This is a genomic window from Microbispora sp. NPDC046973 (genome assembly GCF_040644495.1).
Taxonomy (GTDB): Bacteria; Actinomycetota; Actinomycetes; order Streptosporangiales; family Streptosporangiaceae; genus Microbispora.
In genome coordinates this window covers 36,555-58,622 of record NZ_JBEYWQ010000036.1, presented here as the reverse complement: position 1 = coordinate 58,622, position 22,068 = coordinate 36,555, and the positions used below count along the sequence as shown (strand labels likewise).

The following is a 22,068-nucleotide window of genomic DNA, read 5'->3' as shown; positions in this document are numbered from 1 at the left end:
GACATCGTCATCAGCGAGTACATCTGGTCCGGCCTGGTTAAAGATATTGCCAAGCCATGTTCACCTCGGCGTGGTCTGTCGCCCGTAATATCCCCGTCTTGCCAACAGATACCCACTTGGGGGTTTTAATGGGTTCCTCCCGCAAGCGTCTGCTGCGGCTGCTTGTTCCTGCGACGGCTGTGGCTACGACGGCGGTCGTCGGCGCGGTCCTCAATCCCGTCCTGTCCGCGGACGCCGCCTCCGACCACGGCGGCGGCCGGGCACGCAGTGTGATCTTCATCAACGGCGACGGCATGTCCGCGGCGCATCGCGAAGCCGCGCGGCTGTACCTGACCGGGCTCGACGGACAGCTCACCATGGACAAGCTTCCGGTCTCCGGGCAGTTGAGCACCAGTCCGCACGACCCCGCGACAGCCGTCACCGACTCCGCCGCGGCGGCCACCGCCTGGGCGACGGGGACCAAGACCTACAACGGCGCCATCAGCGTGGACGTCGACGGCAAGCCGCTGCCGATCCTGGGCCGGCAGGCCAAGGCGGCGGGCAAGTCCACCGGCCTCGTCACCACGGCTCAGGTGACCGACGCCAGCCCCGCGGCGTGGTTCTCCCAGACCGCCAACCGCTCGGCGCAGGATGAGATCGCGCGGCAGTACCTGGCGGACAGCAAGCCGGACGTCATCCTCGGCGGCGGCGAGGACTGGTGGCTCCCGGCGGGCACGCCCGGCGCGTGGCCGGACAAGCCCGCGGAGGATCCCAGCGAGGCCAGCAAGGGGACCAAGGGCAACCTGATCGACCAGGCCAAGAGCGAGGGCTACCAGTACGTCTCCACCGCTCAGGGGCTCGCCCAGGCGAAGCGCGGGAAGCTGCTCGGCCTGTTCAGCAACGAGGAGATGTTCCAGCAGCGGCCCGAAGGCCAGGGCGACGTCTACTCTCCGGCTGTGGACCTGGCCACCATGACCAAGAAGGCCCTGGACACCCTCAGCACGAACAAGAAGGGCTTCTTCCTCTTCGTCGAAGAAGAGGGCATCGACGAGTTCGCGCACGAGAACAACGGCGCCCGCGTGCTCCAGGCCATGGAGTCCCTGGAGAAGGCCGTCGAGGTCGCCAGGGCGTACGTGACCGCGCACCCCGACACGCTTCTCGTCGTCACGGGTGACCACGACTGCGGCGGCCTCACCGTGGAGGACACCTCCGGCAGCGACGAAAGCGGCAGCGACCTGTCGACCGAGGACGGTCCGTTCGCGGTCCACGGCAGCAACCTGAAGTTCGTCATGGACTGGACCACCACCGGGCACACCGGCGTCGACGTGCCGGTGACGGCCCAGGGGCCCCTCTCCACCCTCTTCACCGGCAAGCACCCCAACACCTACGTGCACGAGGTCCTCTCCCAGGTGCTGACCTCACGTCACTGAGCGGCCGCTCGCCGCGCCGGTCAGCCGGTCGCCCAGGGAACTGCGCCGGTAGAGCACCTGCCGCCCGTCGCGGGCCCGGGTGACCAGGCCCGTGGCGTACAGCACGCGCAGGTGCTGGGACACGGCGCTCGGGGTGACCCTGAGGCGACGGGCGATCTCGACGGTGGGCAGCGGCTCGCCCAGGAGACCGAGCAGCCTCGCCCTGGGCGCGCCGAGAAGCGACACGAGAGCGGTCCCGTCCGCGACCGGCGCCGGGGTCCAGAGCGTCGCGACGCCGCGGCTCGGATAGACCAGCGTGGGAGGCTCCTCCGGGAGGACCGGGGGCGCGGGCTTGTGCGCGAACACGGAGGGCACGAGCAGCAGCCCCCGGCCGGCCGCCGCGACGCGGAAGTTGCCGATCATCTTGTCGACGTGCAGCACGCCGTCGTCCCAGCGCAGGTTCGGGTGCATGCCCGCGAACAGCAGGCGGGCGCCTCCCACGGCCAGCTGCCGCGCCCGATAGGTCATGTCGGCCTCCAGCACCAGCCGCATCTGCGGCCACATCGGGCTGACGGCGATCTCCCAGTAACGGGCCAAAAGATCACAGACGGCGTCCCTGAGCCGTACGACCTGCGCGTCGTCGGTGGCGGCGGCGGCGCGCAGCGGCTCGGGCAGCGGCGCCGGCGCGTGCGTGGCCGCCAGATCGCGGCGGACCCGCTCGGGAGGTGTCCGGCGCACCACCGCCAGCTCCTCGCCGAAGTCCGGGGCGAAGATCTCCGGCCTCGGGGTCAGGAAGTCGGGGACGGTGAACCTCTCCGCCACCAGGGACATCAGCAGGTCCGTGTCGAGCGTGCCGAGCCTGCCGAGAACGGACCTGCGCCACGGGAGATGCACCGCGGACAGGCCCGGGTCGCGCAGCACCCGCAGGCTGAGCACCGTCTCGGTCAGGGGCGAGAGGGCGAACCTCGTGTCCGCGAGGTCCTCGACGCCGAGCACGAAGCTGATCATTAAGCCATAGGCTACATCGATTGGCGGCGCAAGGCCCGTGGCGTGGACTTCTGTCCGTGATCCACGCATTCCTCGAACGACTGCCGTGCGGGCGGGGGGCCGGAGCATGAGCCCGAGCATGAGCCGGGGCATGAGCCGCAGAACGCTCGCGATCCTGACCCTCACCTGCGCGGTGGCCGTGGGCAACATCTACTTCCCCCAGGCGATCGCGCCGCTCGTCGCCGCCGGGCTGCACCTGCCCCCCGACGCGGGCGCCCTGGTGGTGACCGCTACCCAGGCCGGTTACACGGCCGGGATCGTCCTGCTGGTGCCGCTCGGCGACCGCTTCCCGCACCGGCCGTTCCTGGTGACCCTGCTCGTCCTCACCGGCCTGGGCCTGCTCGCCGCGGGCTGCGCGCCGGCCCTGCCGCCGCTCGTCGCCGCCGGCGCCGTGGTCGGTCTCACCACCGTGGCCGCGCAGGTCGTCGGCCCGCTCGCGGCCGGTCTCGTGGCGGCCGACCGCCGGGGAGCGGTGCTCGGCACGCTGCTGAGCGGGTCGACCGGCGGCATGCTGCTTGCCCGCACCTTCAGCGGAACCCTCGGCGAATGGCTGGGCTGGCGGGCTCCGTATCTGGTGGCCGCGGCCCTGGCGCTGCTCCTCGCGGCGGGCCTGGCCGTCACGGTGCCGGTCACGGCCCCGTCCACCCGCAGGCGTTACCCGGCGCTCCTGGCCGAGCCGCTGCGACTGCTGCGTGCCGAGCCCGAGCTGCGCCGCTCCTGCGTCTACCAGGCGGCCGTCTTCGCCGGGTTCTCAGCCGTCTGGACCTGCCTGGCGCTCCTGCTCACCGGCCCGGCGTACGGCCTGGGCGCCCAGGCCGTCGGGATGCTCGCCCTGGTCGGCGCGGCGACCATGCTGTGCACGCCCGTCGCCGGCCGTCTGGTGGACCGCGTGGGGCCGGATCCGGTGAACCTCGTCTGCATGCTCGGGGTCCTCGTCTCGGCGGCGGTTCTCGCCGCCGGGTCGCTCGGCGGCGCGGCGGGCCTGGCCGCGCTGACCCTCGGCACGCTGCTGCTCGACGTCGCGATGCAGTGCGGCATGGTCGCCAACCAGGCCCGGGTCTACGCCTTGCGTCCGGGCGCCCGGGGCAGGCTCAACACCGCCTACATGACCTGCGCCTACCTCGGCGGCAGCGCGGGGTCCTGGCTCGGGGTCCGCGTCTGGGGCGCGACCGGATGGCCGGGCGTGTGCGCGCTCGTCGCGCTGCTCGCCGCGCTCGCCCTGACCCGCCACCTCCTGTCGCGTGCGCGGTACCGCCCCGGAAGACCAAGTGCCGGAGCACGCGTGGCGTGCTCCGGCACCGGTCGGGAGCCGGCCGGCACCGGCTCCCCGTCATCCACTCACAGGCGGGCCCGCAGGTAGGCACCGGCCGCGAGCAGTCGCGCGCGGACCGACTCGTCGGTGGCGGTACGAGCCGCCGCCGTGAACCGGTCCAGGGCAGCCTTGGCCTGGTCCGTCCGGCCCGCCGCCGACGTGGCCTTGGCCGCTTGGAGCTGGCCGAAGAGGTGGTCGGCGAGCTCGTCGCCGAGCAGGCCCTCCGCCTGGTAGCGCCGCACCAGCGCCTGGGTCTTGTCGTAGGTGGCGACGACCTCGAAGGCGACCGTCACCTCCGTGTCGTTGCCGGCCAGATCGGTCGCCACGACGGTCAGCTTGTGACCGCCCGCCGTGGGCTCGACCCCCGCACCGCTCTCGATCGCCACCCCGTCCAGGCGGAGGGCCACCGAGTCGACGCCCGACGTGGCGTCCCGTGCCGTGGCGGCGATCGGCAGTGAGACGCCGACGTCGTACTTGCCGTCCTTCGCCACGCCGTCCACGCTCACGACCGGGGTCGTGGTGTCGACGCGCAGGGACACCGCTGCGGGCGCGGAAACGTTGCCGGCCTCGTCGATCGCCCGGAACCGCAGCTCCCGCAGGCCGTCCTCGGTCACCCGGACCGGCTCGCGGTACTGGGTCCAGGCGCCGTCGCCCTGTGCGAACTCGATGCGGACCGGGCCGTCGCGATCGTCGTTCGCCGACGCGGTGACCGTCGCCGGCGAGGTGTACCAGCCACGCCGGCCGTTCGGCTGCGCCGGATCGACCGACACGGTCAGGCTCGGCGCCGTCGTGTCGAGGACCCGGAAGTAGTCGAACGCGACCGTGACCGGCTGCGCCTGCTGCGGACCTATCGCCATCAGGCCGAACGAGGTCATCGCGGCGTCGTTGGTGACCGGCTGGCCGAGCGAGGTCCAGTTGACCCCTCCGTCGCTGATCTGGGCCGAGTAGGTGTTCCCGCTCCTGCTCAGCCGCAGGTAGTACCAGCCGCTCTCGGACGAGTCCGCGATGTCGATCGACCGGTTGCCGCCGTTGCCGAACTGCGCGTTGCGTTCCGAAACCAGCTCGGCACGCAGGTCCGCCGGCGTTCCGGCGTCATTGCCGGCGACGACGTCGAACTTCACGTAGTCGTCGTCGTTGTTGTAGACGAGGAAGCCGGCCAGCTGCCACTTGTGCAGCATCGTCGGCGTCAGCCTGGTCTCGATCGTCCAGTTGCCGGCGGCGACGTCCGCGGGGATCTTCTGCAGGACGAAGTTCCGCGGCGAGGCGTTGTCGGTGCCGTTGATGTCGCCCGGCTGGGTCTCGATGCGCAGGGCGCCGCCGCTCACCGCGGCCTTGGACGAGTCGTATCGCACCACCGAGTTCCACCGGCAGCCGTCGAGAGCGCTGCCGTCGAACTCGTCGCGGGGCGCGCGGACACCGTCGTCCGTGCCGTCCGGCGTGATGGTGAAGTGGTCGAACACGGCGTTGACCTGCGCTGCCCCGGTGTCCCCGGCGGCCACGGGGCCGACGGTCGCGTTCGGGATGACGTTCGCGGAGCCGTCGAGCGCCGTCCAGGTCCGGCCGTCGGCGGAGTACGCCGCGGTCAGCTTCTGACCGTCGCTGACCAGCCGCAGGTGCGCGGTGGACGGGAAGTCCGCCGGCACACCCACGTTGGCGTGCCAGGTCCGCGTCCCGCCGGCCTCGGTCTGGAACTCCATGATCCGACCGCCGGACGAGTTACGGGTGAAGGCCAGCTTGACGTAGTCGTTGTCGGTGCCGTGCATGAGCAGACCGGCGTGCTGCCACTCGCGGTTGTGCGGGATGGTCACCTTTGTGGTGATCGTCCACGGCCCGGTCTTGGCACGCTGGCCGACGTAGCTGATCGGCCCGGCGGCACCCTCGTTGATGTCACCGTTGGTGACCGGCAGCACCAGCCCGCCGTCGGCGACCCGTGCGGGCAGGTTCGGCGCGTTCCGCACCGCGCTCCACCGGCTGGTGTTCAGCGTGTCACCGTCGAAGGTGTCCGAGCCGCGGATCGCGCAGATCGGCGAGGTCTCCGGCGGTGACGGGTGAATGGCCCGGTCGACCAGCGAGAAGCCGCTGAACTTCACCTCGCTGGTGGCGGACGCGTTGTGCGCGGTGACCGCGAGACCGATGTCCTGCGGGCCGGCCGCGCCGGGCAGCGTCACCGGGTCGCCGACCAGGGTGAACGACTTCCCGTCCTTGCTCCAGTACCCGTAGTACTTTCCGCCGTCCCGCACGATCCGCACCCAGGACGGATAGCTCGTCGTGCCGGCGCCGGTGCTGGCGTCGAGTTGGCCGTTGCCGTCGGTGTCGCGCAGCCACTCGAACCCGAGGCCCGCCCGCATCGTCATCGCCGCATAGCCGGGCGATACGCCGGGACGGGTGATGTCGTTGCGGACGATCAGGCCGGCCTTGGCGGAGTTGTTGGTGTTCGTCTGGCTCTCGATCTTCACCGTGGCGGTCCAGGTGTCGCCGGCCGCCGCAGGCAGATACACCGAGCCGTACTGGTCGGTGCCCTGCCACATGTTCTCTCCGCCGGCCTTGACGATCCAGGTGTCCTGGTCCGGCCGGTCGAAGCCGGCGGTGGTGTTGGCATAGGTCTGCCAGGCGCCGAGGAGGTCGCCGACCTCGACCTGCACGACGCGGGACTTCGTGCGGTAACCCTTGTCGTTGGCCGCGACCGCGGTCAGCTGGTAGCGCTTCTCGGCGGGGGCGTTCCAGGTCGCCGAGTACGGCGCCGTGGTGTCGGTGCCGATCGACGTGCCGTCGGCGAAGAACTCAACCTTGGTGATCGTGTTCTCCGCGTCGCTCGCGTCCGCGGTCACCTGGATCTCACCCGGCTCCAGCTTGTCGGCCGGCGTCGGAGAGGTCACGGTGACCTTCGGCTTGCTCGTCGGTGAGACGCCCTTGCCGTCGGCCTCGATGAAGTTCAGCCGCCGCTCACCCGCACCCGGGAACACCGCGTACAGGCTGAACGTCTCGCCGGGGTCGGACACCTTGACCGGTACGTCGACGTAACCGCCGCTCGTGGTCGCCGGCACCTGCGCCGTGCCGATCAGTTCACCGTCCGGCGCGCCCCGCCGCAGCTCGATCTTGCCCGCGGCGGAAGCCGACACGCGCAGGACCAGCCGGTCGACGTTGTGCAGGTTGACCGGGTCGTACGACGCCCAGGCGCCGTTCTGGCCGGAGATGGAGTTCGCGTGGCCCTCGATGTCCCGCGACGGGCCGACCGTCACGTTCGACGAGTCGTCGAAGAACTCCGCCTCCCGCTGCTTCGGGAATATCAGCGTGGTTTCCGAACCGGTCAGGCTCGGGGTGCCTCCCGCACCGCCGGAGTCGGAGTACCGGCCGTCGAGCGCGTAGAAGACGTTCATGTCCTCGCCGTGCCCGCCGCCGAGGGCGGTCACCACCGAGCCGGTGCGCCCGTGCAGCGGCTCGGCCGGGTGCGCGTGCGCGTCGTGGCCCATCGCCGGCTGGATCACCACGTCGGCGTCGTCGATCTTGGTGTCCTCGGCGTCGGTGACCGACAGGTCCCAGCTCACCTCGTCACCGAAGTCGAAGAACGCGCCGTTGGGCGGCAGGTTGAACTTCACCTCCGGCCGGGTGTTGCCGACCGTGATCGGCACCGTCGTCATCCCGGTCTTGCCGGCCGGGTCGGTCACCGTGAGCCGGGCGTTGTAGACGCCGTTCGCGGTGTAGGTGAAAGCCGGCTTCACCTCGGTCGAGTCGGCGACGCCGTCGTCGGTGAAGTCCCACTCGTACCGCAGTTGCTCCTTCTCCGGGTCGGTGCTGCCCGAGCCGTCGAAGCGGACCCGCAGCGGCGCCTGGCCGGAGTCCGGCGAGGCGCTGATCTTCGCCGTCGGCGAGCGCGAGCCGGAGATGTAGTCGATCCGGTACAGCCCCGAGTCCGGGTTGTCGCGGCCGAACCCGCCACCCCAGTCCAGCACGTACATCGAGCCCTCAGGACCGAACCTGGAGTCGATCGGCGCGAGGAACTGCTGCTGTGGCAGGAACGGATTGACCTTCTCGATCCCACCCTGCCCGTTCGGGATGATCGAGTACATCTTGTTCCGCGACCACTCGTAGAAGAACGGCTTTCCGCCGTAGTACGCCGGGAACTTGGTGTCCGACCGCAGGTCCGGGTCGTAGTCGTAGAACGGGCCGCCCATCGGAGCCAGGCCGCCACCCTGCGGGATGACCGACGGCACCGAGGACCGCTTGTAGCCGTACCACATCGTGGCCGGCTTGGCCGGCGGCAGCTCGGTCAGGCCGGTGTTGCGGATCGAATCGTTGATCGGCTTGGCGCAGTCGAAGTACGGGCCGACGGTCACCGGGTTCGTCCGGTAGTCGACGTCGCGGAACGGCTCGTTGTTGCCCATGCACAGAGGCCAGCCGTAGAAGCCGGGCTCGGTGATGAGGTTCCACTCGGCGATACCGGCGGGGCCCCGGTTGTCCGGGTTGTCGGCGCTGTTGTCCGGCGAGTAGTCCGCCAGCCCGACGGCCCCGGTCTTCTGGTCGATCGAGAACCGGAACGGGTTGCGGAAGCCCATCGCATAGATCTCCGGCCGGGTCCGCGGCGTGCCCGGCGCGAACATGTTGCCCGCGGGGATGGAGTAGGTGCCGTCCGGCTCCGGGTGGATCCGCAGGAGCTTGCCCCGGAGGTCGTTGGTGTTGGCCGAGGTCGCCCGCGCGTCGTGGAAGGTTCCGTCCCGCTCGGACAGCGGCGCGTAGCCGCCGGACGGCTCGGAGTGCGGGTTCACGTCGTCGCCGACGCCCAGGTAGAGGTTCCCGCCCGGACCGAACGCGAGGCCGCCGCCCGTGTGACCGGGCTCGTCGGGGAGCCGGTGCGCCGGCACCTCGAGCAGGACCTTCTCCGAGGCGCGGTCGATCTGCGAGCCCTGCCCGACGGTGAGGCGGGACAGGCGGTTGACGAAGTTCGCCGGGTCGCTGTCGTTCGCACTCGCCGGTGAATAGTAGATATAGAGGTAGCCGTTCTTGGCGAAGTCCGGGTCGAGCGCGATGCCGAGCAGCCCGTCCTCACCGCCGGAGTACACCGGGATCGTGATCGCCGTGGAGGTGGTCCTGGTTCGCGGGTCGTAGACGCGGATCTGGCCGCGCACCAGCTCGGTGAAGAACACTCGGCCGTCGGGCGCGACGTCCATGGCGTACGGGGCGCTGGTGTTCTGGTCCAGTGGGACCCTCTCGAAATTGTCCCAGTCGGTGCCGCCGCAGTCGCCCTTCTCCATCCCGGCGGCCCACTTCACGCCACCCACGATGTGCTGCACCAGCGCCGCCTCGCCCGTGTAATGGGCGCCGAAGTGGCCCATGCCGGTCATCCACGCGCGGCCGCCGTCGTACGGCTTGCACCAGGAGATCGGGTGGTCGTAGCCCATGGCATTGCCGCCCGGGCTGTAGGTTGTCTCGTCCATCGTGGCGAGCACGTGCGCGTCGCCGCGGACGTTGAGCGCGTAGTTGTACCACTCGTCGGCGCGCCCCCACCGCTGCGGCAGGTGCTTGGTGGACGGGTGGACCCGATCCTCCACCCGGACGGTGCCGGGCAGCCCGGGGCTGGTGCCGGTGGCGGCGTGACCGGGCATCAGCGTGCCGATCATGTTGTCCCACCACGCGTAGTTGCCACGCATGTCGGTGGCGTTGTGGATGGCGACGATGCCGTGGCCGGCCCGCATGTAGCGCTCCATGGCCGCCTTCTGGTCGGCGGTCCACGGGTCGCCAGAGGCCTGGAACATCACGAGCGCGTCGAAATGCGCCAGGTCCTCGTCGTTGAAGATGGACGAGTCCTCGGTGTGTTCCGAGGTGATGCCGGCGTCGGCGAAGGCGGCCTCCAGCACGGGAACGCCCTGCTCGATCGCCTCGGTGTGCCGGAACTGAGTGGTCTTCGTGAAGATCAGCACGTGGGCTTCAGCATGCGTGCCCTCGTGCGCGGTCGCCGGCGTCGAGCCGATCATGGTCAGCGCCAGCGCGCCGGCCACGGGCATCGCGAACCACCGCCCCCACCGGGGACGCCAGGTCACGTTCATAAGATGCGGTACCTCCATGACGCGAGGAACTACTGGGGTCGTGACCGTGCGGCGTGCCGGCGCCGTCGGGCTGGTGTCGAGTCGGCCGTCGGGTCTAGGGCATCACCCCCCGCAGGAAGTCGAGCCCGTCCACGGCGATCGCGTCCTGGCTCACGGCGAGTGGACGCCAGATGGAGGCGGCTGTCGCGATCGTCGCGTTCTCCGCCGTGAACGACTCGATACACAGCGGGCCGGCGTAGCCCGCGTCGTCGATCGCGGCGAGGATGGCCGGCCAGTCCAGGTGGCCGGCGCCGGGTGTGCCGCGGTCGTTGCCGCACACCTGGACGTGTGCCACCCGGCCGGCGGCCGCGCGGATCGCCGCCGGGATGTCCGTCTCCTCGATGTTCTGGTGGTAGAGGTCCAGCGCGACGCCGCAGTGCGGTAGGTCATCGATCGCATCGAGGGTCTGGCCGATGGTGTTGAGCAGGCTCGTCTCGTAGCGGTTGAGCGGTTCGACGGCCACCGTCACGCCGGCCGCGCCCGCGTACTCGACCACGGGGGCGAGGCTGTCCCGCAGTTGCGCGTACGCCGAGGCCCGCTCGGCGGGTGACATCCGCCAGGTCCGGCCGACCGAGGCGTACGCCGGCCCGGCGATCACCGGCGAGCCGACCGTCGCGGCGGCGTCCACCACGCCGAACAAATAGTCCTGTGTGGACCGGATGGTGGCCGGGTCGGCCGCGGCCAGCTCACGACCGGCCGGCATCACCAGGCATACGGCAGCGCCGAGACCGTGATCGGCGAGCACCCGAGCGGCCCGTCCCGGCTCCCAGTCGCCCAGGTTCTCCACCGGGAGTTCGAGCACGTCGAAGCCCCACCCAGCGACCTTGGCGGCGAGGGCGGCCAAGGTCGCGTCGGTCAGCGGAGAGGTCCACACCCAGGTGTTGACCCCGAGCGGATGTCTGGTCACTTCCAGGGCCCGGGGTAGCCCGGCATGCCCTCGCACCCGCACATCGCGTAGTGCAATGGCGGCATGTCCTGTTTGACGTACTCCTTGACGGTGTCGCCGGTGATCCGCGGCTGCGGGAGCACCCACTCCTTCGGCACCTGCTCGCCCTTGAGGATCTTCAGCGCCGCGATGATCGGAGTCCGCCACTGGTAGGTGGGATAGGTCGGCGCGACCGCGGTCAGTCCCTCGTCGGCCCACAGCCGCAGGAAGTCCTGCTGGTCCTCGCCGACGATGGCGGGCACAGCGACCCCGGCGTCCTGGAACGCCTCCGCCGCGGCGACGGCGGTGGCACCGGCGTCCATCCACACGCCGTCGATCTGACCCTCGCGCTGGATGTAGTCGGTCACGATGCTCTTGGTCTTGGCCGCGTCGCCGTCGGTGAACTTCACGCCGACCACCTTGAGCTCGCTGCCGGCGAAAATCTGGTTGGCGGCCGCCCAGCGCTGCTCGAGCACGTCCACGCCCGGCAGGATGCGCAGAGCGAGGACCTTGCCGCCCGGCTTGACCTTCTCCTTCAGGAATTCCGCGCCGTCCGCGCCGAAGGCGAAGCCGCCGATGGGGTGGATGAAGGTGGCCTGGCAGTCGGTGTTGACGCCTCGGTCGAACACGATCACCGGCACGCCGGTCTTGCACGCCTGCTCGACGGCCGGCGTCAGCGTGGCGGTGGTGTTCGGCGAGATGATGATCGCGGAACAGTTCTGGCCCGACAGCGACTGGATGTCGCTGATCTGCTTGTCGTCCTTCGCCTCCGCGTCCAGAACGGTGAATTTGGTGATCTCCGGGTGCAGCTTCACCTCCTGCTGCATGGTCTTGTAACCCACCTGCCGCCAGGGGTTGTCCACCGAGGCGTTGGAGAAACAGAAGGTGTACTTCCCGCCCGGCTTCGCGAACTTCGCGGTGTCGACCATTTCCGGCTGGAGCATCTGCTCCCACGGCTTGCCGGCCGGGCCTTCCGGCGTGGCGTTACGGAACGCCAGCTGGCGGTCGTACTCGGCCTGATCGAAGAACTTGGACGTGCCCGCGTCCGAACTGGACGATGCCTCGTTCGAACTGGGTGATCCCCCGCTCGGGGCCTTGTCGTCGGGCAGGTCGCTTGAGCACCCGGCGAACGCGAGCGCGCCCACCACGACCACTATGGCCAATCTATTGATCATTATCATTGATCTCCTTATTAGGGGGGACTTCAGGAGGAGACGGGTTGCGGGGGGTTCCGCTGTTTCGGCCACAACCGCAGCCGCTGCCGTACGTCGCTGCCGAGGGCGGCGTAGGCGACGGCGGCGATGATGATCACGCCCTGTACGGCCGACTCGAGGGCGCCGCTGACGCCGAGCAGGTTCAGCAGCGTGAACAGGGCCTCCAGGGACAGTGCGCCGGCGGCGGCCGCGACGACCGACCCGCGCCCGCCGCCGAGGAGCACGCCGCCCAGCACGACCGCGGTGATCGCCCGGAATTCCAGGCCGTTGCCGACCTGCGCCGAGACGCTGGCGAACCCGCCGAGCAGGATCGCGGCGACCGCGGCGAGCAGCCCGGAGAGGACGAACGCGAGCAGCCGGAGCCGGCCGACACGGCCACCGGAAAGGCGCACGGCGGCCTCGTTGTCGCCGGCCGCGACCAGCGCCCGGCCGGTGCCGCCGCGCATGAACAGCGCCGCCGCCACCAGGACCGCCAGCAGGATGAGCACCGACCACGGGACCTTGCCGAGCACCGGGACATCCACGGCACCGCGCCCGAACACCCGGAACCCGGCGGACAGCGCGCCGCGTGGCGCGCCACCGGTCCACAGGAAGATCGCGCCGTCGAGCACGAGCAGCATGCCGAGCGTGACGATGAACGACGGCACCAGGAGCTTCGTCGTGACCAGACCGTTCACCAGGCCGACGAGCAGGCCGAACCCGAGCACGAGCAGGATCACCCACACCGTCGCCGACTCGCTCCCGTTGATGAGCCTGGCCGCGATGACCACGCCGGCGGTCACCAGCGCGCCGACCGACAGGTCGAATCCGCCGGAGACGATGACGAAGTACTGCCCGATCGCGAGGACCATGAGCGGCGCGGCACGTTTGAGGAGCGCCAGGTAACCGGACGGCTCGTCATAGGCCGGCCCTACGATCGCCAGGCCGGCGAGCAGCAGAAGGAGCACGACGAGCACCGGCGCGGTGCCCTCGGCCAGGCGAGGACGCCAGGTCATGTCAACCTCCCGCGTGCGCGATTGGCCGTCATGCGCCGGGCGTAGAGCGCGACCGCGGTCACGAGCACGACGCCGCGCACCACGTCCTTGAAGAACGGATCGACCTCGAGGTCGTCGAAGATCGTGTCCAGGGTGGCCAGGATGAAGACGCCGCCGATGGTGCCGACGACGCCGCCCCTCCCACCGGCGAGCAGCGTCCCGCCGAGCACAACGGCCGCGATCGACTCCAGGTCGTACCCGGCGTCGGTGCCGACGTACGGGGCGCCCGATCCGAGCCGGCTGGCGAGGTAGATCCCGGTGAGGCCGGCGGCGACCGAGCACAGCACGTGCGCGGTGACGATGACCCGGCGGGTCGGCACGCCCGATAGCCGGGCCACCTCGATGTCGCCGCCCACGGCGTACATGTGGTAACCGGGGCGGGTCCGCGACAGGTACCACCAGGACAGGGCGGCGACGGCCAGCATGAGCAGCGCCGCGACCGGCACCGGGCCGATCCGGTCGTAGCCGAGGTGCTGGAAGCCACGCGGTACGTCGCCGGCCGGGCCGGAGTAGTTGTCCTCGAGGTAGCCGCGCAGGATCAGCGCCACGCCCAGCGTCGCGATGAACGCGTTGGCCTTGAGGACGGTGATGACCAGCCCGTTGACCAGACCGACGCCGGCGGCCACGCCGAGCGCGAGCAGCACGCCGGGCACGATCATGCCGTCCCGCCCGGCCATCGTCTCCGCAGCGATCAGTGAGGTGAGGCCGACGAGGTAGGCGACGGACAGGTCGAGGGATCCGGTGAGGATCGCCATCGTCTGTCCTATCGCGACGAGGCCGAGCGCGGTGGCCCGGGTGAGGATGTTGAGGATGCCGCCCTGGTCGAGGAGGACCTCCCCGCGGAGCCCGACGAGCACGCTGCCGACGATCAGCAGCGCGGCGAGTGCGATGTAGACGATGGCGACCGGGGTGAGTCGCCGGTGAACCGCGGGCCGCGTGACCTTCGGCGTGACCGGTGCAGTTTTCTCCTCGAGAGCGCTCACGCCGCCTCACCGGCCCGGTGCCCGGTGGCCAACGCCATCACGGCCTCCTCGCTCGCGCCGGCGGGCAGCTCACCGGCGAGCGCACCGTCGTGCATGACGAGGATCCGGTCGCTCATCCCGATCAGCTCGGGGAGCTCCGAAGAGATCATCAGCACCGCCACGCCGCGCCTCGCGAGATCACGCAGCAGCTCGTGTACGGCCCGCTTCGCGCCGACGTCGATGCCACGCGTCGGCTCGTCGACGACCAGCACCTTCGGCTCGACCGCCAGCCACTTGGCGAGCACGACCTTCTGCTGGTTGCCGCCGGACAGGAAGCGCACCTCCTGGTGCTCGCCCTGGGCCACCACGGTCACCATGTCGAGCAACGCCTTGACGTCCGACTTCGCGCGGGAGCGTGCGCCAGGCAGCGCGGCGCGGCGTACCAGCAGCGTGTTGTCGCGTACGGACTGGCGGAGTGCCAGCCCCTCCCCCTTGCGGTCCTCGGTGACCAGCGCGATCCCGAGGCGCACCGCGATCCGGGGCCGGGTGACCCGCTGTGCCACCCCGTCCACCTCCAGCACGCCCCGGGTGAACGGCTCGACGCCGAACACCGCGCGTGCGACCGCCGAGCGGCCCGAGCCCTGCAGCCCGGCCAGTCCGACGATCTCTCCGGCGCGCACCTCGAGGTTCAGCTCATGGACGCGGTCGTTGCCGGCGTCGCGCAACGCGAGACGGACCGGCCCGAGGTCGCCGGGGGCGGCCCGGTCCGGGTAATACTCGCCCAGGTCGCGGCCCACCATGTGCCGGACGAGGGCCTCGGAGGTCAGCTCGCCGGTCGGGGCGCAGGTGACGAACCGGCCGTCCTTGAGCACGGTAATCCGGTCGGAGAGGTCGAACACCTCTCGCATACGGTGCGAGACGTAGAGGATCGCGATGCCCCGCTCCCGCAGCCGGCGCACCAGGTCGTAGAGCAGTTCGACCTCGTGATCGGCGAGGGCTGCGGTCGGCTCGTCCATGCCCAGCACCCGGGCGTCGGTCGACAGCGCCTTGACGATCTCCACGACCTGCCGCTGGGCGACCGACAACGACGACACGGCGTCGGTTGGATCGATCCCGTCCTCGCCGAGCCAGTCCAGCAGCTCGCGGGTGTCGGCCACCATACGCCGCCGGTCGACCCGCATCCCCCGCACGGGCTCGCGGCCGAGGTAGACGTTCTCGGCGACGCTGCGATGCGGTAGCAGGGTGAACTCCTGGTGGATGATCGCGATGCCGGCCCGCTGCGCGTCGGTCGGACCGGCGAAGGACACCTCCGCGCCGTCGACTTCGATGGTGCCGCCGTCCGGGCGGTGCACCCCGGCCAGAACCTTGAGCAGCGTGGACTTGCCCGCGCCGTTCTCACCCATCAGCGCGTGCACCTCACCCCCGCGCAGCTCCAGATCCACGCCCTGCAGCACCGGCACGCCGAGGAAGGACTTGGAGATCCCCCTCAGCCGCACGTTGGTCGCGATGCCTGGCGTCATGCCGGCACCTCTCTCCATGCGCCGTCCGCGGCCGCCGAGGCCAGCACCGCCTCGGTGATCCGGACGCCGCGCAGGCCGTCCGCGAACGTGGGCAGGCCGTCCGGCACGTCCTCGCCGCGCACCGCCCGGTAGGTGTCGGCGACGAACGCGTTGAAGCAGTCCTGGTAGCCCTGCGCGTGCCCGGCCGGCAGCCGGACGTAGCGCGCGGCGGAGGGGTGCAGCGTTCCGGGGTCACGCAGCAGCGTCTGGCCGCCCTCGCGCCGGCCGACCCACAACCGCTCCGGGTCCTCCTGGTCGAAGCCGAAGCTCGCCTCGGTGCCGGAGAGCTCCAGGTGCAACCGGTTCTTGCGACCCGCGGCGACCTGCGACACCACAAGAGTGCCGACCATGCCGGCGGCGGTGGTGAAGTGCACGGAGGCCAGGTCCTCCGTGGCCTTCCCGTTCCTGCCGGCACGCTCGTGCACGACCGCGGTACGCGCCGACAGGCGCGCGATCCGGTCGCCCGTAACGAACTCGAAAAGGTCGCACCAATGCGAACCGATGTCGGCGAACGCCCGCGACGGCCCGCCGAGCGCGGCATCCACCCGCCAGTCGTCGTCTGACGGGCGGGACAGCCAGTCCTGGAGGTAGCCGCCGGTCACGCTCGCGACGACGCCGGCCTCCCCCGCGGCCAGCCGCGCCCGCAACTCACGGACCATGGGGTGGAAGCGGTAGACGAAGGGCACCGTGGCCACCCGATCGCCGGCGGCCGCGACGAGCGCGACGGCCTCCGCGCTCCCGATGGCAAGCGGCTTTTCGCAGATGACGTGCACACCGGCGGCGAGCGCGGCGGCGGCGACGGCGGCATGCGACGCATTAGGTGTACAGACATGCAGCACGTCGATCTCGGCGTCGTCGAGCAGGGCCGCCAGATCCCGGTAGCCCTCGTCCGCGCCGACCGCGCGTGCTGCGATGGCGGCCCCCTCGGGGCGGGACGCCACCGCTGCCACGACGCTCGCCCCGGCGTGCCGGGCCGCCTCCGCGTGCACCTGTCCCATGAACCCCGCGCCCACAACCGCCACGCGCAGCGGCGGTTGCTCGGGCCCGGCCCCACCGGGCGCCCGTAATAGATCGGTCACAGACATGCGTTGAAAGTAAGTCAACTTATGTCGATGGTCAACGAAAGTTTCCCCTCAAACGCCATAACTTTTTATGATCGACGTCTCAAGTGCCCGCTGCTGCCGACGGACTACGGCCGCTTCGCTTTAATTGAGGCGTGAGCCACGGGCAAAGCGCCACATCGACGTCTCCTGGCGAGCTGCTTCGGCTGCTGCGGGACGGGCAGGCGCGCACCCGCACCGAGCTGGCGGCCGAGGCCGGATTGGCCCGGTCGACCATCCGCCTGCGCCTCGACGCGCTCATGGACGCCGGGCTGGTCGCGGAGTGGGGCGACAACGCCGTCACCGGCGGCCGGCCCGCGAGCAGGTTCGTGTTCAACGCCCGCGCGCGAGTGGTGCTGGCGGCAGACGTCGGGGCCACCCACGCCACCGTCGCCATCGCCGACCTGACCAGTGAGCCGCTGGCCGTCGAGAGGCTCGCGCTGGACATCGCCGACGGCCCTGACGCGGTGCTGGGCCTGCTCATCGACACCTGGCGTCGGATGCGCGCCGAGCACGGCGCCACCGCTCCCGTGGCCGGCGTCGGCGTCGGGCTGCCCGGCCCGGTCGAGCACTCGACCGGCAAACCGGCCCACCCGCCCATCATGCCGGGCTGGAACGGATACGACGTGCCCGCGCGGATCGCCGCCGACTTCGCCGTGCCGGTCCTGGTGGACAACGAGGTCAACCTGATGGCGCTCGGGGAGCATGTCCGCTGCTTCCCCGACGCAGAGAACATGATCTTTGTCAAGGTCGCGACCGGCATCGGCTCCGGTCTGATCAGCAACGGCCAGTTGCATCGAGGCGACGTCGGCGCGGCCGGCGACCTGGGGCACATCCTCGCCCCGCACGCCGGCGACGTGCGCTGCCGCTGCGGCAACAGCGGCTGTCTGGAGGCCGTGGCCAGCGGGCCCGCCATCGCCGCCAAGCTCCGCGCCGCCGGCCTCGACGCGACGACCAACGCCGACGTCGTGGCCCTCCTGCAGGCCGGCAACCCGGTCGCCGGCCAGGCGGTGCGGCAGGCCGGCCGGGACATCGGCGAGGTGCTGGCCGCCGGCGTCAGCCTGTTCAACCCATCGCTGATCGTGGTCGGCGGGGCGCTCGCACAGGCCGGCGAGATGCTGCTGGCGGGCGTGCGGGAGTCGATCTACCGTCGATCGCTGCCGCTGGCCACGGAGCGCTTGCGCATCGTCATCTCACGGGCCGGCGAGAACGCGGGCGTCGTCGGTGCCGCTGCGATGGTCGTCCAGCACGCCCTTTCTCCCACCACGCTGGACCGCGAGCTGGCCTAGAGATTGCCGGAGAGGTACGCCGAGCGGGATCCAGCACCGAACATCCTCAGGTGAAAGGCGGCGCGGCGACTGGCAGGAACGCCTGGTGCGGGCGTCGGCCCTTCCTGGGCGGAGGAATGACCGATCAGGGCAGGCGGCCCACGTGGGCGAGCGCCTGCTTGAGCAGCACGCCCTGGCCGCCGGTCATCTCCTGCTGCACGATCGGAGAGGCGGCCTCCTCGGGCGTGAACCACTCCAGGTCCAGTGCGTCCTGCCGGGGCCGGCAGTCCCCCCGCACCGGGACGATGTACGCCAGCGAGACCGCGTGCTGGCGGGGATCGTGGAACGGCGTGACCCCCGGGGTGGGAAAGTACTCCGCCACGGTGAACGGCGTCGGTGAGACCGGCACGCTCGGCAGCGCCACCGGCCCGAGGTCCTTCTCCAGATGGCGCAGGAGCGCGTCGCGGATGCGCTCGTGGTAGTACACCCGCCCGGACACCAGCGCCCGGCTCACGGTGCCGTCGGCGCCGATCCGCAGCAGCAGGCCGACCCGGGTCACGGTGCCTGTGTCGTCCACCCGCACCGGCACGGCGTCCACGTACAGGATCGGCATCCGGCCCCGCACCGACTCGATCTCGTCGGGAGCGAGCCAGCCTGGCGTCGTTTCGGTCATTTCGGTCACGGGTCGATCGTACTTGCCCAGGCGGGGGGCGGCTCGCAGGTCCGCACAACCCGCGCCGGGCCTCCCCCGATCGGCTCGGCGTCAGACCCGGACGGCGGGGCCGCCGCGGGGCACGGACCGTGTCGGCGTGCCGCCAGGCGAGACGCTTCACGTCGTCGGGATGCGCGGCGGGCGGAAGACCGGCGAGGACCTCCCGGCGGACGCGCCGGCACCTTGCGGCGGTAGTCACGGAAGACCTGCACCGCGCCGTCGCTCCCGCAGGACGCCCGCTCGCCGTCGACCGCGCGGCCGGCAGGGGCTACGATTCGGCGCCGGCGCGGCATGAGGTTAGAGGTTATGCGTTCGACCGGCCCGTCACTGATGTCTGCTATCAGCCGCCCCGGCCAAGATCGATCCTGCTCTCCTTTGTCTGGCAAGATGGGCTCCCGTTCCCTCACAGGCAGGACGTCGGGAGAAGAATCCACTGATGGACACGTCCAGTTACGCCGGTCTGCTGGCACAGGTGATTCCGGTGGTCCTGCTTGCCGTGATCGTGGAATATCGCGGCGCATACGAGGCCTGGCGAATCGTCGGCACGGAGTCGCGGAAGAAGATGTCCCCGGATCAGGGGCGGAGATTAGCCAACCAGTTTCTGTTCATCCTGGCCGTGCAGACCATATTCCTTTCGGTGCTGACTGTGCTCGAGATGGCGGCCCTGGTGGTCGCGGGCAGCAAAGCGGGATCACACAAGCTGGCCGAATCGATTATCCGCTCGGACGCGACCCTCACAGTCGTCTCGGTCGGGATCGGCCTGACCATCGCCATGCAGGCCCTCTCCGTCGCGCAGAGTTATCAGCGCGCAGGGATTATCGAAGACGGCCATCGGCGCCACTTCCACTGGGTGATACGAATAGCCGTCGTCATCGTCGTTCTCGGAACGGGCCTGTTGTTGAGGGGCTGACCGATGAAAAGGCTGAATGCGCCGGCTTCCATTGCGAGCAGGACCGCTATAAGCCTGCTTCTTGTCGGTCAGATCGCATTACTCGTGGAATTCCGGCTGAAAGCACCGCTGGCAGAGCGGAGGATCGCCGACAGGGTCTCCGGCGAGCCGATCGCGGTCATCGACGGATGACCGCGATCGATCGGGCGATCGGTGACCGCCTGTTCCGCCCGCGCTCCGTCTCGGACGAAACAGGAACGGAACAGGAACGGAACAGGGGCCTGGACGTGGGCCAGCAGGAGGTGGGGGTGGGTCAGCGGACGGGGAGGCCGGTGACGGAGCGGCCGATGATGAGGCGCTGGATCTCGCTGGTGCCCTCGAAGATCGTGAAGATCTTGGCGTCGCGGTGGAAGCGCTCGACCGGGTGCTCACGGGTGTAGCCGGCCCCGCCGAGGATCTGGATGGCCTGCTCGGTCGTCCAGACGGCCGTCTCGCTCGCGACCAGCTTGCTCATCGACCCTTCCGCCTGCTCGAGCCGCCGGCCGTGCCGGGCCATCCACGCCGCCCGCCAGGTCATCAGCCGGGCGATGTCCACCCGGGTGGCCATGTCGGCCAGCAGGAACGCGACCGCCTGGTTCTCCCCGATCTTGCGGCCGAACTGCTCACGCTCGCGGGCATAGTCGCGGGCGTACTCGAAGCCCGCACGGGCGACGCCGACGGCCATGGCGGCGACGAGCGGGCGGGTGGTCTCGAAGGTCCGCATCGCGGCCTGCTCGCCGGACCGCGCGCCGGCGCGCACCCGGGCGAGCCGCTCGTCCAGCTTCTCCTTGCCGCCCACCAGGCACCGGCCGGGCACCCGTACGTCGTCGAGCACGACCTCGGCGGTGTGCGAGGCGCGGATGCCGTGCTTCTTGAACTTCTGCCCCTGGGACAGGCCGCGCGTGCCCGGCGGGACGACGAAGGACGCCTGGCCCCGGGTGCCAAGGGAGGGGTCGACCGTGGCGACGACGACGTGGACGTTGGCGATGCCGCCGTTGGTGGCCCAGGTCTTCACGCCGTTGAGGACCCACTCGTCCTTCGCCTCGTCGTAGACGGCCCGCGTCCTGATCGCGCCGACGTCACTGCCGGCGTCCGGCTCCGAGGAGCAGAACGCGCCGAGCTTGACGTCGTCGGCAGTGCCGAACATCTCGGGCAGCCACTCGCCCATCTGCTCGGGCGTGCCGTTCGCGGCGATGGAGGCGGCGGCGAGGCCGGTGCCCACGATCGACAGGCCGATCCCGGCGTCCCCCCAGAACAACTCCTCGAACGCCACGGGCAGGCCGAGCCCCGACTCCTCGAACCACTGCTGGGCGAAGAAGTCCAGCGAGTACAGCCCGATCTTGGCGGCCTCCTGGATGACCGGCCAGGGCGTCTCCTCGCGCTCGTCCCACTCCGCCCCGGCCGGGCGGATGACGTCCCGGGCGAACTCGTGGACCCAGTCGCGCAGTTCGCGGAGGTCGTCGCTCAACTCGGGGCAGAAGGTCATCGGGGGCTCTCCTCTCCTTGGTGTTACCAACGGTAACACCTCGGCGGAAGAAGCCGATCAGCGCAGCCGCGACGCGTACTGCGGGATGGTGGCCATCGGCGGTCGCTCGGCCACCCCGACGTCCCGCGTCAGCGGGCGGTGCCCGGCGGGACCGCGTTCGAACTGGACGAGCCGCGCGGACGGCTCGTGCAAGGGAACGATCTTGTCCTGGCGCTCCAGCCGCGCCCAGGCGGTGTGCATGATCTGCCCGGCCATCCCGCCGAGCGCCTCGGTCGACTGGTGGGAGTGGACCCGGCGGCCCAGGTCGACCTGGGCGAGCGCGTCGAGCCCCACCATGTCCAGGAGGTCGATGAGGAGCCCCAGCTCCACGCCGTACCCGGTGACGAAGGGCACCCGTTCCAGGACCGCGCGGCGGCCGGCGTACTCGCCCGCGAGCGGCTGCACGAACCCGGCGAGCAGCGGCCAGTGCAGGTTGAGCAGCGGCCGGGCGACCAGCTCGGTGACCCTGCCCCCGGCGTTCGGCTCCGTCGCTCCGAGCAGCGGCCGGTCGTAGCACGCCTTCACGTATCCGACCGCGGGGTCGGCCAGCAGGGGCCCCAGCAGGCCGGTCACGAACGAGGTCCGGAACTCGCGCAGGTCGGCGTCGACGAACACCACCAGGTCGCCGGTCGTCACCGCGAGGGACTTCCACAGCGCCTCGCCCTTGCCGTCGTAGCGCGGATCGTGCAGCTCGGGCAGGATCTCGTCCTGCGCGAACACCTTCGCCCCGGCGCGTAACGCGCGGGCCGCCGTGTCGTCCGACGACCGGGAGTCGATCACGACCAGCTCGTCCACGAGCGGCACGGCCTCGACGAGGTCGCGCCGCACGGCGGAGACGATCTGCCCGACCGTCTCCTCCTCGTTCCTCGCGGGCAGCACCACCGAGATCGTGGCGCCTCCCTTGGCGGACAGCAGGGCGCGGGCCGGCCAGTCGGCCGCCGACGAGGTACGCCGACTCAGCCAGGCCTCCACCTCAGGCAGCACGCCCGTCCTCCCCCTGTCCGCCACGTTCAC

16 protein-coding genes are annotated in these 22,068 nt (G+C 70.7%); 5 read left to right on the top strand and 11 right to left on the bottom strand.

Translation table 11 applies throughout. From position 1 onward, the window contains the following. Positions 1-179: 179 nt before the first annotated feature. Entirely contained in the window at positions 180-1,409 is a 1,230-nt protein-coding gene (locus ABZ860_RS37540) for an alkaline phosphatase (protein WP_357229883.1), read from the top strand. Here the strand turns inward: ABZ860_RS37540 and ABZ860_RS37535 are convergent. Beyond that, positions 1,398-2,396, bottom strand: a complete 999-nt coding sequence (locus ABZ860_RS37535; RefSeq protein ID WP_357229881.1) for a helix-turn-helix domain-containing protein — start codon at positions 2,394-2,396, stop codon at positions 1,398-1,400. The genes ABZ860_RS37540 and ABZ860_RS37535 overlap by 12 nt on opposite strands. A 130-nt stretch (positions 2,397-2,526) precedes the next feature. On the opposite strand from ABZ860_RS37535, the gene ABZ860_RS37530 reads away from it, so the two are divergent. Then, complete coding sequence (locus ABZ860_RS37530) at positions 2,527-3,795, top strand: MFS transporter (protein WP_357229879.1); 1,269 nt, start codon at positions 2,527-2,529, stop codon at positions 3,793-3,795. On the opposite strand, the gene ABZ860_RS37525 is transcribed toward ABZ860_RS37530, so the two are convergent. The 7 genes from ABZ860_RS37525 to ABZ860_RS37495 form a co-directional block, all read right to left on the bottom strand. Beyond that, entirely contained in the window at positions 3,774-9,782 is a 6,009-nt protein-coding gene (locus ABZ860_RS37525) for a ThuA domain-containing protein (protein WP_357229877.1), read from the bottom strand. The two genes, ABZ860_RS37530 and ABZ860_RS37525, sit on opposite strands and share 22 nt — an antisense overlap. Before the next feature lie 100 nt (positions 9,783-9,882). Then, positions 9,883-10,734 carry a sugar phosphate isomerase/epimerase family protein gene (locus tag ABZ860_RS37520; RefSeq protein WP_357229875.1) on the bottom strand — a complete coding sequence of 284 codons (852 nt, stop codon included), beginning with the start codon at positions 10,732-10,734 and terminating at the stop codon, positions 9,883-9,885. Then, positions 10,731-11,927: a substrate-binding domain-containing protein gene (locus ABZ860_RS37515; RefSeq protein WP_357229873.1), complete on the bottom strand. Its 1,197-nt coding sequence runs from the start codon at positions 11,925-11,927 to the stop codon at positions 10,731-10,733. Before ABZ860_RS37515 ends, ABZ860_RS37520 begins: the two co-directional genes overlap by 4 nt. Positions 11,928-11,956: 29 nt before the next feature. Beyond that, positions 11,957-12,961, bottom strand: coding sequence for an ABC transporter permease (locus ABZ860_RS37510; protein WP_357229871.1), 1,005 nt, complete (start codon positions 12,959-12,961; stop codon positions 11,957-11,959). Continuing rightward, entirely contained in the window at positions 12,958-13,983 is a 1,026-nt protein-coding gene (locus tag ABZ860_RS37505; RefSeq protein ID WP_357229869.1) for an ABC transporter permease, read from the bottom strand. Before ABZ860_RS37505 ends, ABZ860_RS37510 begins: the two co-directional genes overlap by 4 nt. Further along, positions 13,980-15,482: a sugar ABC transporter ATP-binding protein gene (locus ABZ860_RS37500; RefSeq protein ID WP_357229867.1), complete on the bottom strand. Its 1,503-nt coding sequence runs from the start codon at positions 15,480-15,482 to the stop codon at positions 13,980-13,982. Before ABZ860_RS37500 ends, ABZ860_RS37505 begins: the two co-directional genes overlap by 4 nt. Continuing rightward, positions 15,479-16,606, bottom strand: a complete 1,128-nt coding sequence (locus ABZ860_RS37495) for a Gfo/Idh/MocA family oxidoreductase (RefSeq protein ID WP_357229865.1) — start codon at positions 16,604-16,606, stop codon at positions 15,479-15,481. Before ABZ860_RS37495 ends, ABZ860_RS37500 begins: the two co-directional genes overlap by 4 nt. Positions 16,607-16,737: 131 nt before the next feature. Here ABZ860_RS37495 and ABZ860_RS37490 point away from each other — a divergent pair, with 131 nt between their 5' ends. Then, positions 16,738-17,910 (top strand): ROK family transcriptional regulator, encoded by a 1,173-nt coding sequence (locus tag ABZ860_RS37490; protein ID WP_357229863.1) that lies wholly within the window; start codon positions 16,738-16,740, stop codon positions 17,908-17,910. 124 nt (positions 17,911-18,034) lie between these two features. Here ABZ860_RS37490 and ABZ860_RS37485 read toward each other — a convergent pair whose 3' ends face one another. Next, positions 18,035-18,562, bottom strand: a complete 528-nt coding sequence (locus ABZ860_RS37485; RefSeq protein ID WP_357229905.1) for an NUDIX hydrolase family protein — start codon at positions 18,560-18,562, stop codon at positions 18,035-18,037. 475 nt (positions 18,563-19,037) lie between these two features. On the opposite strand from ABZ860_RS37485, the gene ABZ860_RS37480 reads away from it, so the two are divergent. Continuing rightward, positions 19,038-19,511, top strand: coding sequence for a hypothetical protein (locus tag ABZ860_RS37480; protein WP_357229861.1), 474 nt, complete (start codon positions 19,038-19,040; stop codon positions 19,509-19,511). Between the two features lie 3 nt (positions 19,512-19,514). Then, entirely contained in the window at positions 19,515-19,682 is a 168-nt protein-coding gene (locus ABZ860_RS37475; protein ID WP_357229859.1) for a hypothetical protein, read from the top strand. 121 nt (positions 19,683-19,803) lie between these two features. On the opposite strand, the gene ABZ860_RS37470 is transcribed toward ABZ860_RS37475, so the two are convergent. Both ABZ860_RS37470 and ABZ860_RS37465 read right to left on the bottom strand, forming a co-directional pair. Continuing rightward, complete coding sequence (locus ABZ860_RS37470) at positions 19,804-21,015, bottom strand: acyl-CoA dehydrogenase family protein (RefSeq protein WP_357229857.1); 1,212 nt, start codon at positions 21,013-21,015, stop codon at positions 19,804-19,806. A 57-nt stretch (positions 21,016-21,072) separates the two neighbouring features. After that, positions 21,073-22,038 carry a glucosyl-3-phosphoglycerate synthase gene (locus ABZ860_RS37465; RefSeq protein WP_357229903.1) on the bottom strand — a complete coding sequence of 322 codons (966 nt, stop codon included), beginning with the start codon at positions 22,036-22,038 and terminating at the stop codon, positions 21,073-21,075. Positions 22,039-22,068: the final 30 nt, after the last annotated feature.